This is a genomic window from Bacillus sp. AM 13(2015), from assembly GCF_001518755.1.
Lineage (GTDB): Bacteria > Bacillota > Bacilli > Bacillales > Bacillaceae > Bacillus > Bacillus safensis.
Map to the genome: position 1 here is coordinate 1 of NZ_LKCP01000022.1, position 15,137 is coordinate 15,137.

At 41.4% G+C, this 15,137-nt stretch carries 13 protein-coding genes; 3 read left to right on the plus strand and 10 right to left on the minus strand.

Annotation, left to right across the window (positions count from 1 at the left end; genetic code table 11):
* The coding region (locus tag AOQ70_RS02335) for a citrate:proton symporter (protein WP_231730813.1) at positions 1–708 on the minus strand (708 nt) is incomplete at its 3' end.
* Between the two features lie 153 nt (positions 709–861).
* A complete protein-coding gene (locus AOQ70_RS02340; protein WP_047202631.1) occupies positions 862–1,722 on the minus strand; it encodes a LysR family transcriptional regulator in 861 nt (286 codons plus the stop codon).
* A 135-nt stretch (positions 1,723–1,857) separates the two neighbouring features.
* Here AOQ70_RS02340 and AOQ70_RS02345 point away from each other — a divergent pair, with 135 nt between their 5' ends.
* Positions 1,858–2,988: a 2-methylaconitate cis-trans isomerase PrpF family protein gene (locus AOQ70_RS02345; RefSeq protein WP_039180474.1), complete on the plus strand. Its 1,131-nt coding sequence runs from the start codon at positions 1,858–1,860 to the stop codon at positions 2,986–2,988.
* Positions 2,989–3,015: 27 nt separating this feature from the next.
* Here AOQ70_RS02345 and AOQ70_RS02350 read toward each other — a convergent pair whose 3' ends face one another.
* The 5 genes from AOQ70_RS02350 to AOQ70_RS02370 all read right to left on the minus strand — a co-directional run bounded on the left by AOQ70_RS02350 (position 3,016) and on the right by AOQ70_RS02370 (position 7,570).
* Positions 3,016–3,735, minus strand: a complete 720-nt coding sequence (locus AOQ70_RS02350; RefSeq protein ID WP_059374735.1) for a biotin--[acetyl-CoA-carboxylase] ligase — start codon at positions 3,733–3,735, stop codon at positions 3,016–3,018.
* A 78-nt stretch (positions 3,736–3,813) separates the two neighbouring features.
* Entirely contained in the window at positions 3,814–4,275 is a 462-nt protein-coding gene (locus tag AOQ70_RS02355) for an acyl-CoA thioesterase (protein WP_059374736.1), read from the minus strand.
* 122 nt (positions 4,276–4,397) lie between these two features.
* The gene (gene sdhB, locus AOQ70_RS02360; RefSeq protein ID WP_046311996.1) at positions 4,398–5,162 is read right to left on the minus strand and encodes a succinate dehydrogenase iron-sulfur subunit; all 765 of its coding nucleotides are present in this window, start codon (positions 5,160–5,162) and stop codon (positions 4,398–4,400) included.
* Between the two features lies 1 nt (position 5,163).
* Positions 5,164–6,924 (minus strand): succinate dehydrogenase flavoprotein subunit, encoded by a 1,761-nt coding sequence (gene sdhA, locus AOQ70_RS02365; protein WP_048239041.1) that lies wholly within the window; start codon positions 6,922–6,924, stop codon positions 5,164–5,166.
* Between the two features lie 37 nt (positions 6,925–6,961).
* Positions 6,962–7,570, minus strand: a complete 609-nt coding sequence (locus AOQ70_RS02370) for a succinate dehydrogenase cytochrome b558 subunit (RefSeq protein ID WP_039180486.1) — start codon at positions 7,568–7,570, stop codon at positions 6,962–6,964.
* Between the two features lie 283 nt (positions 7,571–7,853).
* On the opposite strand from AOQ70_RS02370, the gene AOQ70_RS02375 reads away from it, so the two are divergent.
* Positions 7,854–8,297 (plus strand): YslB family protein, encoded by a 444-nt coding sequence (locus AOQ70_RS02375; protein ID WP_024423214.1) that lies wholly within the window; start codon positions 7,854–7,856, stop codon positions 8,295–8,297.
* Positions 8,298–8,429: 132 nt separating this feature from the next.
* Here AOQ70_RS02375 and AOQ70_RS02380 read toward each other — a convergent pair whose 3' ends face one another.
* Genes AOQ70_RS02380 through AOQ70_RS02390 form a run of 3 tightly spaced genes read right to left on the minus strand, consistent with a single transcriptional unit; the run spans position 8,430 to position 13,235 of the window.
* Positions 8,430–10,223 carry an ABC transporter substrate-binding protein gene (locus AOQ70_RS02380; protein ID WP_059374738.1) on the minus strand — a complete coding sequence of 598 codons (1,794 nt, stop codon included), beginning with the start codon at positions 10,221–10,223 and terminating at the stop codon, positions 8,430–8,432.
* A gap of 20 nt (positions 10,224–10,243) precedes the next feature.
* On the minus strand, positions 10,244–11,764 hold the full coding sequence (locus AOQ70_RS02385; RefSeq protein WP_231730814.1) for an ABC transporter permease: 1,521 nt from the start codon (positions 11,762–11,764) through the stop codon (positions 10,244–10,246).
* A 13-nt stretch (positions 11,765–11,777) separates the two neighbouring features.
* Positions 11,778–13,235 (minus strand): ABC transporter permease, encoded by a 1,458-nt coding sequence (locus tag AOQ70_RS02390; RefSeq protein WP_180272422.1) that lies wholly within the window; start codon positions 13,233–13,235, stop codon positions 11,778–11,780.
* Positions 13,236–13,364: 129 nt separating this feature from the next.
* On the opposite strand from AOQ70_RS02390, the gene AOQ70_RS02395 reads away from it, so the two are divergent.
* Positions 13,365–15,113 (plus strand): ABC transporter ATP-binding protein, encoded by a 1,749-nt coding sequence (locus tag AOQ70_RS02395; protein WP_059374742.1) that lies wholly within the window; start codon positions 13,365–13,367, stop codon positions 15,111–15,113.
* Positions 15,114–15,137 lie beyond the last annotated feature (24 nt).

Consider the following 15,137-nt stretch of genomic DNA (forward strand, 5'->3'; position numbering starts at 1 on the left):
ATTCGGCCTTTTGATATCGGCTACTCCATCCTCAATTGACGCAGCCAATTCTGGAGAAATGGACGGCTCTTCTTTGTACTGAATTTCTGCAACCCCAATTCGTTTTCTTTCTTTTTTTCCAAGTACGTAAGCAGTAAAAAGTATAAAAAGACCGCCTCCAACCATCGTTGGGAGTAATGGAATGAAAAATTCGCCTGCATCTAATCCAAGCGCCGCGATGGCACGAGTAGCTGGGCCGCCCCATGGCGTCATTCCGCTCATAATTCCTAATGATAATAATGAAATTGTTCCTAAAATTAATGGGTTCATCCCAATTCTTAAGAAAAGTGGCAGCATAGCTGATACGGTAATCATATACGTTGTTGTTCCATCACCATCTAAAGCAACAAGCATAGACAAAATCGCTACCCCAAAAGCAATTTTGACAGGATCACCTTTTACAATACGTAGAATGAGTTTAATCAGAGGATCAAACAATCCAGCATCCAGCATGACACCGAAGAATAAAATCGCAAATAACAATAAAGCAGCTGATGGTGCAACAGTTTTCAGTCCATCAAGCATCATGTCCCCTAATCCTTTGTTAAAGCCACCGATCAATGCAAATATGATAGGTACAACGGTTAGAGCCACCACCGGATGCATACGTTTAGTCATAATGAGAAATGTAAATGTCAAGACCATCAAGATCCCTAAAATAGCTAGCACTTTATATCCCTCCATCCTCTTCTTTACATGATCTGCAAGCGCCCCCTTGCACTTGCGATCTATATGTTAGCGCTTTCTATTTCAAGGATATAATAGCTTTTTTTATAATGAAAATATCGATTTTTTCGTATATTCAATAAATTCCTTTTATAATCAACCTTGCTGATTTCTTAAAAACTCAATGAACGCTTTCACAACAGACAAATGAAGTGAGTCTGGCTGGTACATGAGCCATGTATCTCTTAAAACAGGCTGTCCATCTTTATACGAAAGACCTTTTACAAATAACTCATCACTTGGTCTGAGGCAAATTTCTGGGACAATGGCATAGCCTAAACCATGCTTCACCATCTCTTTTGATGTATCCTGACGGTCTGTCTCCATTGTGACAAGCGGAGGCATTGTGAATGTTTCCTGCCACCATCTATTAATCAGCCGTTTCAATGAACTGTCTGTATGATAGTCAATGAGCGGCAGATTCGGGAGATCCCTTAGCTGGATTTCTGATTTTGAAATGATGCAAAGACGCTCTTTATCGAGCAAAAAACGCTCTCCATTCCAGTCATAATCGCCTCTTAAAATCCCTAAATGCACACTTGATGTTCCTAATAAATCCATTACCTTTGTGCTCCAGCCTGTGTTGACCATAAATTGAACATGTGGATACTGCTTAGAAAATTCTTTTAATATTTCTGGCAGTTTATACTGGGCAAAGTTACTTGAGACCCCTAACCGGATCGTCCCTTTGACCTTTTTTTGCATATTGAGCATGCCATCTTTTGTTTGCTGCAGCTGTTTGAGCATGTCATTTGCATATTTAGCCAAGTATTCGCCCTCTGATGTAAATTCAATTCCTCGTTTTCTTTTAAAGAAAAGCTTCATATCAAACTCCTCTTCAAGCTGTTTCAAACGATAGCTTAGGGCAGGCTGAGAGACAAATAATTTTTCTGCCGCTTTTGTGATGTTCTTTTCTTCATAAAGTACCTTTAAAAACCGCCAATCTTTTTCATCCATTGTTTGTCCTCCTTTTTTACTAATTATAAAATAATTTTATTGATTTCTCTTAAAATAATGTATTTAACTTATTTCTTATTATACTTTACCATTTTGGTTAGATAAACAGTTTATTAAAAATTGAGGGTGAGAGTAATGAGAAAAGTTCCAATCACAATCATGCGAGGCGGTACAAGCAAAGGGGTATTCATTCACGCGAACAATGCACCATATGAACACGATGAGCTCGAAGCATTTCTATTAGACATAATGGGCAGCCCTGATCGGCTGCAGGTCGATGGAATCGGCGGCGGTAATTCTTTAACAAGCAAAGTGGCGATCATCGATAAAGCCACACGCCCGGATGTGGATGTGAACTATACATTTGCACAAGTCAGCATTAATGAGAGATATGTCGACTTTAAAGGAAACTGCGGGAACATCTCATCAGCCGTTGGGCCGTATGCGATCATTAAAGGACTTGTTCAAGCGGTTGAGCCCATTACGACTGTACGTATCCTCAATACCAATACAAATAAAGTCATTACGGCAGAGGTCGAGGTCGAAAATGGAGAAGTAAAATTTGAAGGACAGGCAGAAATTCCAGGCGTAAAAGGAACTGGTTCTCCCATTTATTTATCCTTTGAGAAACCTGAAGGCGCTGTCACAGGTAAAACCTTTCCAACTGGAAACAAAATTGATACGATTCAAACAAAGTTTGGCGAGATTCCAATCTCGATCGTTGACATTGCAAACCCAATTGCCTTTATTCGCGCGAAAGATATTCAATTAAAAGGAACTGAATTGCCTGAAGAGTTTACAGACGAATTACTGGACGATTTAGAAGAAATTCGTTCCCTTGCTGCTGAAATGTGTCATTTTGCACCAAAAGAAATGGCCACATTACAGTCTCCAGCTGTTCCAAAGCTTGCGCTCATTAGCGAGCCTACTGATTATGTAGATACAAATGGCATCTTGAGACGAGCAGAAGATATGGACATCATCGTTCGTATGCTATCGATGCAACGACCGCACCAAGCACTTGCCATTACCGGGTCTGTCTGCGTGACAGCCAGCTGTTTCTTAGATGAAACGCTTCCTTCTCAGCTGTTTCAAGGAAAAGATGACACCCTTCGAATTGGGCATCCTGCTGGTATTATGCAAACTGAAATTGACATCTCTGAAAACAGAGTCAAAGTTATTCGAACCGCAAGAGAAATTCTAGACGGAGTTGTCTTCACAAAACAAGACTATGTGATTCAGCCTCAGATTAAAAGAGAAGCTTAAAGCAGACGATGTTCTCGTCTGCTTTTTTTAATGCTGTAGCGGTGCATCTATATCTCCGGCCGAATGAGCTTTTATTTGCCCTTTCTCATCTTTTAGCTGGAGATGACCGTTGTGGTTGACCCCGCAGCAAATACCCTCTTCCCATGTTTGTTTTTCACGGTCTAACGAAATCCGCAGCGGTTTATGAAGACGATATAACCGTTTGTTGTAGAGGGCAGTGAGTGATTCAAACCCTTCATTCTTCCAGCGTGTATGATATTTTTCAAAAGCGGCTGCAAGTTCCTTCACAAGCTGATCGGCATTCACCTCTGTAAGCTCTGATAGGCAAATGGTTTTGTACGGAACATGCTCTGGCTTTGTCTTCACATTAATGCCAACCCCGATATAAATAGCGGTACGGTCCGCTTCAATCAATGTGCCTGATACCTTTGCTTCATTGATGAGAATATCGTTTGGCCATTTAATCGCCAGCTGATCCTCAGCCCTTATGAGAGATTTAAGTACATCGTAGATCGCTAGTGCGGTCAGCGGAGCAATCGTTGACTGGGTGGAGAGTTCTTCTGGCGGCAAAACTGTCATGGTCACAGCGACATTTCCTGCAGGCGTTTCCCACGGCCTGCCTAGCCTGCCTCTTCCTGCTGTCTGCTGATGTGCATAGACAGCAAATGAAGGTTTTTCTCCTTGCTGAATGAGCCTTTTCGCTTCATTATTAGTACTATCAATGGTGTCATATTGAAAAATCTTCATGTGTTCTCCTTTTGTTTCTTCTTGATATGGTCTTTTTATTATAACAAAATGAAGCTTACACGTTGACGAGACTGCATACTACCCATTTCGCTGAGCTTGAAATGTCTCTTTTTCTTCCTCTGTAAATGGAACAGGAGCGCCTGTTTCTTTATTAATTTGGACCATGGTGACTGAGCCTGTAAAGCATGGTTCCTGCTGCTCGTTTTCTCCTAAGTAATGAAGGATAAGTGAGCTTGACCCGACTTTTTCCGGTTTTACATACACACGAAGCCGTTCCCCTATCTCCACCTGTTTGATGTAATCACATTGCAGGTTTGCCACGACTGTAATCGTCTCTTTCACACGTTTCATTCGTTTATCCACAATTCCTGTTTTTTGAAAAAAGGCAATCCGTGCTTCTTCAAAATACACAAACGGGGTGACATTGTTCATATGGCCGAACATATCCGTTTCTGAAAAACGGACAGTCGTTTCAACATAAAATCGAAAAGATGCCCTCCACTCTTCAAACGGTTCCTTAATATATGACGGAAGTCTCACTTCATCATCTCCTTATTCATCAATAAACGCCTCTCCCAATATTGGAAGAGGCGTTTATTTTGTGTTCCACCCAGCCTCTTGTAAACACTCATCATGATTGGCAAAGAGGACTGAATGTGATGTTATTCTGCGTGATCGCTTCCGAAGAAGTTACGGAAAGCTTGTAATGTTGTATCTCGGTTAAGTGCTGCAATTGATGTTGTCAGCGGGATTCCTTTCGGACAAGCCTGCACACAGTTTTGAGAGTTCCCACAGTTCGCAAGACCGCCGTCACCCATAATTTCTTCTAGACGGTCAGACTTATTCATCGCACCTGTCGGATGTGCGTTAAATAGACGTACTTGTGAAAGCGGTGCAGGGCCCATAAAGGAAGACTTATCATTCACGTTTGGACAAGCTTCAAGGCAGACACCACATGTCATACATTTAGAAAGCTCATATGCCCATTGACGTTTTTTCTCAGGCATTCTTGGTCCAGGTCCAAGATCATATGTGCCGTCAATTGGCACCCATGCTTTTACTTTTTTCAAGGAGTTGAACATACGGCTTCTATCAACCTGCAAGTCTCTCACGACCGGGAATGTCTTCATCGGCTGAAGACGGATCGGCTGATCCAACTGATCAATTAGTGCTGTACATGACTGGCGTGGTTTTCCATTAATGACCATAGAGCAAGCTCCGCACACCTCTTCAAGACAGTTCATATCCCAGTTGATCGCCGTTGTTTTTTCACCTTGTTTATTGACCGGGTTACGTCTAATTTCCATGAGTGCAGAAATGACGTTCATATTTGGGCGGTAAGGGATTTCGAATTCTTCATCATAAGGCTTTCCATCTGCTGTATCTTGACGCGTGATAATGAATTGAATTGTGTTTTTTTCACTCATCTTATTTCTCCACCTTTTTCTTCGAGTAATCTCGTTTACGAGGTGCAATTAACGATACATCGACGTCCTCATAGTGGAATGCAGGCTTTTGATTTTTCCCTTTGAACGTAGCCATCGTTGTTTTAAGGAATTCTTCATCGTTTCTTTCTGGGAATTCCGGTTTATAGTGTGCGCCTCGGCTTTCATTCCGGTTATATGCCCCGATCGTAATGACTCTTGCCAGCTGAAGCATGTTGTCAAGCTGACGCGTGAAGGCAGCGCCTTGGTTGCTCCATGATGCGGTATCGTTGATGTTGATCTTCTTGTAGCGCTCCATTAGTTCTTCGATCTTCTGATCTGTTTTTAAGAGTTTGTCATTGTAACGAACCACTGTAACGTTATCCGTCATCCATTCTCCAAGCTCTTTATGAAGCACGTACGCATTTTCTGTACCATCCATGCTGAGGATGTTGTCCCATTTCTCCTGCTCTTTCTTCACGGCACTGTCAAATGTTGCAGAAGAAAGGTCTTCCGCAGACTTCTCAAGACCGCTAATGTACTTCACTGCATTTGGTCCAGCGACCATTCCGCCGTAAATCGCAGAAAGAAGTGAGTTTGCACCAAGTCTGTTTCCGCCGTGCATCGAGTAATCACATTCTCCGGCAGCGAACAGACCTTTGATATTCGTCATTTGATCATAATCGACCCATAATCCGCCCATTGAGTAATGAACAGCAGGGAAGATTTTCATCGGAAGCTTACGCGGGTCATCACCCATGAATTTTTCATAGATTTCAATGATTCCGCCAAGCTTAATATCAAGCTCTTTAGGATCTTTATGAGAAAGATCGAGATATACCATGTTCTCTCCGTTGATGCCAAGCTTTTGCTCGACACATACGTCAAAGATTTCACGCGTTGCGATGTCACGCGGTACAAGGTTCCCGTATGCTGGGTATTTTTCTTCAAGGAAGTACCAAGGCTTCCCGTCTTTATATGTCCAAACTCGTCCGCCCTCACCACGAGCTGATTCACTCATAAGACGAAGCTTGTCATCTCCTGGAATCGCTGTTGGGTGAATTTGAATGAATTCTCCATTTGCATAATGCGCACCTTGCTGATAAACGATAGATGCAGCAGACCCAGTGTTAATCATGGAGTTCGTTGATTTACCGAACACGATTCCAGGGCCGCCTGTTGCCATGATGACCGCATCTGAACGGAAGGATTCAATTTCCATTGTCGTCAAGTTCTGCGCGACAATCCCTCGGCATACTTCCTCGTCATCTAAAACAGCACCAAGGAATTCCCAGCCTTCATATTTCGTGACAAGTCCTGCTACTTCGTAGCGGCGAACCTGCTCATCCAGTGCGTATAATAGCTGTTGGCCTGTTGTAGCTCCAGCAAACGCTGTACGGTGGTGCTGTGTTCCCCCGAAGCGGCGGAAGTCCAATAATCCCTCTGGTGTTCTATTAAACATAACACCCATACGATCAAGTAAGTGGATAATGGACGGCGCTGCTTCACACATTGCCTTTACTGGCGGCTGGTTGGCTAAGAAATCTCCGCCGTATACCGTGTCATCAAAATGCTCATAAGGTGAATCCCCTTCACCTTTTGTATTGACCGCTCCGTTGATTCCGCCCTGTGCACATACAGAATGCGAACGTTTCACAGGTACGATTGAAAATAGTTGAACAGCTGTTCCCGCTTCTGCTGCTTTAATAGTTGCCATGAGACCAGCTAAGCCGCCTCCGACAACGATGATGCTAGAATTACTCATTGTAGCCCCTCTCCCTCTTCTACTAATCTATTTCCTCTTAAACAAAAGCGAAAATTGCTCTTAGCCCTACATATGAAAGCGCTATAAATATACCTAATGTCACAAATGTGGAGATTCTTTGTGAGCGTGGTGAAACCGTAATTCCCCAGCTGACAGCAAATGACCACAAGCCATTAGCAAAGTGGAAAATAGTAGATAAAACGCCGACAATATAGAAACCTAGCATAAATGGAGAGCTTAAAATATTCGCCATCATGTCGTAGTTGACTTCAGCTCCAAGCTGAGCTTGAATGCGTGTTTCCCATACGTGCCAAGTGATAAAAATCAATGTGATGATACCTGAAACCCTTTGCAGTCTGAACAACCAGTTTCTTAAGTAACTGAAGCGAGACGTGTTGTTTTGTGCCGTAAAGGCTATGTACACCCCATAAACAGCATGATAGATCAGTGGTAAGAAAATCACGAACAGCTCAAGTGCGTACCTGAATGGCAGCTGTTCCATAAAGTGTGCAGCTTTGTTAAACGCCTCTGGTCCATCCGTCGCAAAGTGGTTAATCACTAAGTGCTGTACTAAAAATAGACCGACCGGAATGACGCCAAGCAAAGAATGCAATCTCCGATAAAAAAATTCTTTGTTCCCCGACATTACTTTACCCCCTAGTAAAAAAAGTGCAATTGCTTGAAAATTGTCTTACCCCCGCTTCTTTCAATTGTAAGCACTTTATTCAAATTTATTGACAATTTCATTTTACTCCTATGTCAAAAAAGCGTCAAGAAACCGCGTACATAAATTAAAATTTTCCGAAATTTAAAAGTTTTAAATCAAAATTCGTTTTACTACAATAAGAATTTCTTAGACTTCAGGGAAAACTCTGTCATCATATGCCCACATAAGCTATAATAAATTGTTGAAAGAGGGGAGCCGTACAATGAATAAATTCGAATCTAACTTAGAACAGCTAAAAGAAATTGAAGTCAATGGATTTGCCTACGAGCTGATACGCGAAGTTCTGCTGCCAGATATTCTTGGTCAGGACCATTCATCTATGATGTATTTTGCGGGTAAACTGCTTGCTCGTAAATTTCCTCAAGAGTCATGGGAAAAGATCCCCGAATTTTTCCATGATGCCGGATGGGGGACTCTCACAATGGTCCATTCGAAAAAACAGGAAATTGAGTTTGAGCTCGAAGGTCCACTAGTATCCAATCGACTCACCTATCAAAAGGAGCCATGCTTTCAGATGGAAGCGGGTTTTATTGCTGAACAAATTCAGCTTCTTAATGAGCACGTAGCTGAATCCTATGAACAAGTGAAAAAGCGTGCTGAGAAAGTCATTTTAACCGTAAAATGGGATTTAAGAGACCCTAGCTAACAATGCTTATGAAAGGCGTGGACTTCGTGTCACGCCTTTTTTATATGCCCTTCTATCATAGCATACACACAGAAGCTGGATTTCCTTTCATCAGAAAAACATCTACCCCAATTCGGAGTAGATGCTCCTTGTTCATTTTTTACTTTTTTGATATGTCTTTAAGTATCCCTTCACCTTTTCTGCATCTGGCTTTAACTCGTTTTTTGTTTCGACAAGCGGACTGACTGTAGATGAAGCCTTGTTTTTATGACCTTGGTAGAAGTTGACGAATTCCTCTTGATTGATTGAGTAAAGGATGGCTTTTCGTAAGTCTTCACTTTTTGCCACTTCACGTTTAGACGTGTTAAATAACAGATAGGCAACAGCATTACTCTGATTCTTTTGCAAAGCTAGCTTGCTGTCTTTCTCGACCACATCATATTTTGTTTCAGGTATTCCGTTAAAAATATGAATCTCACCATTTCGAAGTGCAGATAGTGCACTATCTGGATTTTCGATAAATCGAACAGTGACTTGTGAAATGTTTGGCTCGTTCTCTGTTCCTTTCATATATGCAGGGTTTTTATAAAAAACCGCTTCATAGTCGTTCTTATAAGATAAAATGTATGGACCGCTCGCAAACAATTCGTTGTTGTATTTCTTCCCTTCTGTCACTGTATTTTGATCACCATAAGGTATATCCTTTGATGGATCAAAGGAATCAACATCATATGTGTTTATACGCTCTACCTGTTTCTTGGAAACAATTCCAGCTGATTGGTGGGCTAAATAGTTTAATACTTGCGGGAATGGCTCTGTTGTCGTGATCTTTACCACTTGATACGCACCTGCTTGATTGTCTGCATCTTCTTTATCTTTTACGAGCTTTTTCACCTTCTGTTGCACATCTTTTTCTAAATCTTCTTTGATCGTACCGCCATTACCTGATGTTGCTTTCAGTTCAGATAGATCGGTTACAACCTCTGCGCTTTGAATATGCTCATGCAATGAGTATGTACGATGGTCTGGTACTGCGTTTTTATCCTTGGCTCTATTCAGCGAAAAAACCACATCATCTGCACCTACTCGTTCACCCGAATCCATCGCTTTTTTATTCTCCACCTTTGCAAAACGGATATCGTCTCTTAATAAGAAGTAATAATGTGTTTTATCTTTTGCTGCGGCATGATTCCAAGAAAGTGAACCTTTTGATGTGACTTTATCATCATCTGTCAAATTCACAAGTCTTACATACATATTGGTATTCAGTGTATTAATTGATCCATCATTGCCTTTGATCGGATCAAGCGATGTAAGGGAAGCCAGCGCCTGCTGCGTGATGAGCAGATCTTTATTTCTTTTGGATGAATCGTTAAAATCAATTGATTCCCATGCAACTGCCCGAGATTTAGCTAGACGAACGGTCTTCTCATTGATCACACCTTTGTTCACACCTTGAGCTTTCAATGAATTGTAAAGCGGCGCAATATAGGCCTTATCAAAGACGAGACGCTTTTCTAATTCTTGATACGTTTGAATGTATTCGTCAGGCGTTTCTGTTGCTGCTTTGTCAATCAATTGATCGATTTGTTTATCTGACATGATGCTGTTATCAGCACCAGTTTTAAACAGGCCACGAACCGCATAATCTGGGTTCCCCGTCACAGTCGTCCAGCTCGAAAGAACGATGTCATAATTCCCGGCATCCTTTTGAGCTGTATAGCTGCCATAATCAGGCTGAATATTGAGTTTTACTTTAAAGCCACTCTTGACCAATTGATCTCGAACGATATTCAGGTCATCTTCACTGCTGCTCATTCCAAGTAACTCAATGGTTTCTTTCGACGTTTGACTACCTTCCTCATTTCCTACACTTGACTTCGTATTGACACAGCCTGCTAATACGAGAAGCAATATGATGAGCAATGATAATACACTTTTTTTCATAGTATTTCCCCCTTTTGTTTTTACATTTCATCTAATTTTGGATCTAACGCATCCCGTAATGCGTCACCTAAAAAGTTAAATGATAAGACAAGCATGATAATGGCGAGCCCTGGAAAAATGGCTAGATAGGCATGAGATTCTAAGTAGGTACTCCCCGCTTTTAATATATTTCCCCATTCCGGAATATGAGGTTCAACACCAAGACCCAAGTAACTCAAACTACTTGTTGCAATCACTGCCGACCCAATTGTTAAAGTGGCTTTCACAATCATCGGCGCCAGTGCATTAGGGACAATTTCTTTAAAAATAATAGACCAATCACTAGCACCTAATGCACGGGCTGAGTGAACATATTCTAGATTAGAAATCATCATGACATTGGCACGCATTGTTCTGGCATAGGTCGGAATCGCTCCTACACTAAGAGCAATGATCAAGTTCACAATATTGGCTCCAAATGCTGCAATGATAGCGATCGCCAGCAATATACCAGGGATGGCATAAAGAACATCCAGCAGCCGCATAATGACATGATCTATTTTTGGCGTGTAGTATCCTGCAATCGCCCCCAAAAAACCTCCAATGACAGCTGGAATAAGGGTTGAAATGCAGCCAACGAGTAAGGAAATTCTTGCCCCAAAGACAATTTGCGAAAATACATCACGGCCAAATTGATCAGTTCCAAGTGGATAAGCAAGACTTGGTGTTTGCAAAATAGCACCATATTGATTCTCGACCGCCAAGTCATAATCGAAGGTAAACACACTCCACATTGACAGAGAAAAAACAAAAACAATAAACAACAGTCCTAGCATCGCTGCTTGGTTTCTCGTTATTTTCTCCCAGATGGAACGCCATTTTTCAAAACGATATTTTTTGATATGTCCTGTTTTCACCGCAAGCTGTATCGCCAGAAGAAGAGCAAATACGTTGCCCATCACAGATGAAAGCACAAGGGTAATAGCAAAATATGTTCCCGCTACCGGTGATAGCTTTCTATCCTCCTGCTTGATGACAAACACAAATACTGCCGTATAAAAGAGGCCGATGACAAGCAGAATCAGCATAGCAAGCGGAAAGGAATCCGTTACATAGGGTTTGAATAAATTAAGAGCGGACAAAGCCATCATCACGATATGATTGATCAGCATGTAAAAAGCAAATATATATGCCAGAGATTTTCTTTCTTTTATGAGACTAAAGGCAAAAACGGTGATGATGAGATGACCAGCCAAAAGACTCAACAGCTGCACATAACCTAGACATCTCGTGAAGGTTTGAATTACACCTGTCTTTTCTAGATCGTTCTTCATTTTCCATGTAATACTGACTTGAATAAGCGAAAAGAAAAGGTAAATAAAAGATACACTGAACATCAGTGGCTTCACGGTTTTATTCGCAATATCAACGCTGTTTATAAAGAAAAGAATGGTCAAGACAATTGATGCAACAGATGTGAATTTTGCGCCAATATACTCGATAGACCGCTTTTTCACATGATGCTGCTCATGAGAGTGAATCGACTTCATCGTTGCTGACATTCCTACACCTACTTCAATATTGTTTCATCTTTGATCTAATACGAGGATCAAAAAATGCATATAAAATATCAATGATGACATTCACGACGGAGATGGTAATCGCCACATATACAACCCCTCCCAAAATACTCGGAATATCAGGGATAAACTGCTTATCAACAATATAGCTTCCAATTCCACTAATGTTGAATACCTTTTCTGTAACAGCCGCTCCTCCAAGCATGCCGCCGAAAAGCAGTCCAATAACGGTAATAATCGGAATCATGGCATTGCCAATTCCATGTCGCCATAGAATATACTGCTGACTTAGCCCCTTTGCTTTTGCTGTAATCATGTAATCTTCATGAATAACTTCGAGCATAGATGACCTGGTCATCCGAGCAATTGAGGCAGTTAACCCCGTACCAAGGACAATGACTGGCATGAGTAAAGATAACCAATTTTCTGGGGAATACGTGGCGGGAAGCCATTTCCATTTAATCGAAAAGTTCAAAATGAAAATGAGTCCTTGCCAAAAGTTTGGAATAGACAACCCAAGTAATGCGATAAACATGAACGAATAATCAAAAAATGAATATGGTCTTGTCGCAGAAATAACCCCTATTGGAATGGCAATCACAATCGCCATGACGAGTGACCAAACAGCTAATGTGAGCGTGATAGGAAATTTATTCGCTATGCTTGTTGCCACTTCTTCATTTCCGGTAAACGATTTTCCTAGATCAAATGTGAAAAGTCCTTTTAAAGCATTCCAAAGCTGTTGGATATATGGTTGATCTAGACCATATAGGTGATTAAAAGCTGCGATTTGCTCATTTGTTGCGGATTCTCCAAGAATATTTACTGCTGGATCAAATGGAGAGAAATAGAGAATGGTAAAGACAAGAATGACTACACCGATAATCACCAATACACTCATAAGAAGCCGTTCAACAACATATTTCAAGAATGCATGCCGGTATAAAAAAAGCAAAATGTACATTGGTAAGCCTGGAATCAATGTCATCTTAAGAAAAAGCCGGTTAGATAATAGTGAAGCAAAAACCGTGTGAAACGTGACTTTCGCCTGACCATGTTTTTTCAGCTCTTCCTCAACCTTCAATTTCACTGTTTTTTGAAAGGCTTCTTCTGTCCACTGATGAGTGAGGCTGTCGATCTCATGTGGGTCTATTTTTTCATGGAAGAATTCTTTTTTCCTCAACACTTGCTGCTGAATATCCGCTCTCATTTTCTCTTTAACGCCGGAAACATCTAAACGAGCCTTCACTTCTTCTAATACATGAATATATGTATCTTGTTTACTCTTATGTAAATAATAAAAAAACACAAACAAATGCACGGGTAAACCAACAATCCACAGCACTAATTGATATGTGCGGCGCGATTGAATGTCTTGAAATATTCGACTGACCCAGGATGGATGAGATATGCCGCCAATCTCATCATGTTTTACAGCTACCATTCTCGACAACCCATCGTGCCCCCTTTCACATGAATGTTCGTTCCAAAAAGTTAATTGCATTATTCCGATCTGTATAGTAAAGTTTATGCTAGCTTCATTTGAAAGTCAATATCCATATCATACAGGTGGTGGAAAAAATTGAAGGATTTAGCACCTCTTCTAACAGTGAAGGATTTACATATATCTTTTCACACACGAGATGGCGAATTAGAAGCTGTCCGTGGCATTAGCTTTGAAGTAAACAAAGGAGAAACACTTGGTATTGTCGGGGAATCAGGAAGCGGGAAAAGCGTAACAGCCCGGAGTATTTTACAACTTCTTCCATCACCTCCTTCTTTTTTAAAATCAGGAAGCATCACCTTTCAGGGGGAAGAACTCACAACAAAAACGGAAAAAGAAATGCAGGCTGTAAGAGGGCGTGATATTGGCATGATTTTTCAAGACCCAATGACTTCTCTCAATCCAACGATACGGATCGGCCCTCAAATCGCTGAAAGCTTAATCAAACGCAAGAAGCTTTCAAAAGAAGAAGCGAAACGACAGGCCATTGACCTGATGAAACTTGTAGGAATTCAGCATAGTAAGGAGCGCTATCAGCAATATCCGCATGAATTCTCTGGCGGTATGCGTCAACGGATCGTCATTGCCATCGCTTTAGCCTCTCAGCCAGCCCTGCTTATCGCAGATGAACCAACAACTGCACTCGATGTGACGATACAAGCCCAAATTTTACATGTGATGAAGGATATTCAAGAGCGGTTTGGGACATCGATTATTTTCATCACACACGACCTAGGCGTTGTTGCCGGAATGTGTGATCGAGTGGTTGTGATGAAAGAAGGAAAAATTGTCGAATCCAATACAACAGAAGAATTGTTTGAGAACCCTCAGCATGCATATACACAACAGCTTCTCAATTCTTTGCCTCGTTTACATGAAAAGAAAAAAAACAAGAAAAATTTTGATGCCATACATATCCAACAACTTTCGCCTTTACTGGAAGTTAAATCATTATCTCAGCACTTTCAAATCGGTAGAGGGCATGTGCTAAAAGCGGTTGATCAGATTGATTTTTTGATTAAACGCGGAGAGACACTAGGACTTGTTGGCGAATCAGGTTCAGGGAAATCAACCACTGGCCGAGCGATACTTCGCTTAAACGAACCAACAGACGGCGATATCTTATTTCAAGGAATTCCAGTTCACCGTCTGTCGAAAAAAGAAATGAAAACGATGCGGCGGCATATGCAAATGATTTTTCAAGACCCTTATTCTTCTCTAAATCCTCGCTTTAAAGTGCTGGATATTATCGGACAGGCGCTTGATCTCCACAGGTTAAGCACAAACAACACCGAAAGGAGAAAAAGGGTGGAAGCACTGCTTGAGATGGTCGGCCTCAAGCCGTCACATGCCGATCGGTACCCTCACGAATTCTCCGGAGGACAGCGTCAGAGAATTGGGATCGCCAGGGCGCTTGCCGTCGAACCACAATTGATTGTATGTGATGAACCTCTGTCTGCACTTGATGTTTCTATCCAAGCGCAAATCGTACGATTATTAGAGGATCTTCAGAAAAAGCTTGGGTTGACTTATTTATTTATTGCACACGATTTGTCGATGGTGAAACATATTAGTGACCGAGTGGCTGTGATGTATGCTGGTAAAATTGTTGAATTAGCCGAAAGTGAGGAGCTTTACAACAATCCGCAGCATCCCTACACAAAATCGTTACTTTCAGCCATCCCTATACCTGACCCTAAAGTGGAAGCAAAGAAGGAAAGATTCGTTTCAGCAGAACAGATGGACGAAGATCCTTATCATTTACAGAATGCAGAGCTAGTGGAAATATCAAAAGATCACTGGGTTGCCATTCCAACAGCACAATAAAAAAGAGGTGTACCCTTTGTAGCG

What these genes read in the sequence shown, in the direction of transcription:
- sdhA (WP_048239041.1), bottom strand. Translation starts at nt 6,924, where the DNA reads ATGAGTAATTCTAGCATCATCGTTGTCGGAGGCGGCTTAGCTGGTCTC.
- AOQ70_RS02350 (WP_059374735.1), bottom strand. Translation starts at nt 3,735, where the DNA reads ATGAAGATTTTTCAATATGACACCATTGATAGTACTAATAATGAAGCG.
- AOQ70_RS02340 (WP_047202631.1), bottom strand. Translation starts at nt 1,722, where the DNA reads ATGGATGAAAAAGATTGGCGGTTTTTAAAGGTACTTTATGAAGAAAAG.
- AOQ70_RS02375 (WP_024423214.1), top strand. Translation starts at nt 7,854, where the DNA reads ATGAATAAATTCGAATCTAACTTAGAACAGCTAAAAGAAATTGAAGTC.
- AOQ70_RS02370 (WP_039180486.1), bottom strand. Translation starts at nt 7,570, where the DNA reads ATGTCGGGGAACAAAGAATTTTTTTATCGGAGATTGCATTCTTTGCTT.
- sdhB (WP_046311996.1), bottom strand. Translation starts at nt 5,162, where the DNA reads ATGAGTGAAAAAAACACAATTCAATTCATTATCACGCGTCAAGATACA.
- AOQ70_RS02380 (WP_059374738.1), bottom strand. Translation starts at nt 10,223, where the DNA reads ATGAAAAAAAGTGTATTATCATTGCTCATCATATTGCTTCTCGTATTA.
- AOQ70_RS02345 (WP_039180474.1), top strand. Translation starts at nt 1,858, where the DNA reads ATGAGAAAAGTTCCAATCACAATCATGCGAGGCGGTACAAGCAAAGGG.
- AOQ70_RS02385 (WP_231730814.1), bottom strand. Translation starts at nt 11,764, where the DNA reads ATGTCAGCAACGATGAAGTCGATTCACTCTCATGAGCAGCATCATGTG.